Below are 642 nucleotides of genomic sequence, written 5' to 3' on the forward strand. Positions count from 1 at the left end.
GCAAAAAGGGTGGGGAGGTTGTCCACGGACACGCCGATCAAGGCGGTCTCATTGTCCTCGAAAATGTCCCGGACGATGTTGTAGCCCGGCCACTGCCCCGAGCACACCGGGGTCCAGGCCGCCGGCACGAAGGAGAGGACCAGATTTTTCTGGCCGATGTAATCGGCCAGACGCGCCCGGGAGCCGTCAATGGCCGGCAAATCAAAGTCGGGCATGGGACTGCCGACGGCGACGGTCGTCACGCTGTCGGTGGGCGGCAGGTGGGGCACGGGAAAGATGTTTCCGGCCAAGGATTGTTTGGCGGCTTCTGCGGCCGGGAATGGGGCGTCGGCCGGGGCGAGGGCCGGGGCGACCAGGAACAACGCCGCGATGAGCAGTGCCGGGGCGGGATGGCGCATGGGCGTTCCTTGTTTGGGCGTTGGAAATTACAGGCCGGCCTTGGCGGTTATGGCGGCGAGAAAATCCGTCGGCGAGCGGATGACGCCAAGATGGGTCATGACGATTTCGTAGCCGGCGGGCTTGCGGCGCAGCACATAGAAAAAGGGCGTTCCCACTTGGCCGATGCGCTGGTGCACGGCAAAGTCCGCATCCGAGAACAGGGCAAAGGGGACGTTGAATTTTTTGCGAAAGATATCCACTTCC

1 protein-coding gene and 1 pseudogene are annotated in these 642 nt (G+C 63.2%); both read right to left on the reverse strand.

The genetic code is table 11. The annotated features are described in order from the left end of the window. Positions 1-398: redoxin domain-containing protein (locus tag GTA51_RS20380; RefSeq protein ID WP_160964307.1), on the reverse strand; the 398-nt coding region annotated here is incomplete at its 3' end. Positions 399-425: 27 nt separating this feature from the next. Next, positions 426-642: pseudogene (locus GTA51_RS20385) on the reverse strand (peroxiredoxin family protein); the annotation flags it as partial.

Origin of the sequence: Solidesulfovibrio aerotolerans (assembly GCF_009856865.1) — a bacterium.
GTDB classification, from domain to species: Bacteria; Desulfobacterota; Desulfovibrionia; order Desulfovibrionales; family Desulfovibrionaceae; genus Solidesulfovibrio; species Solidesulfovibrio aerotolerans.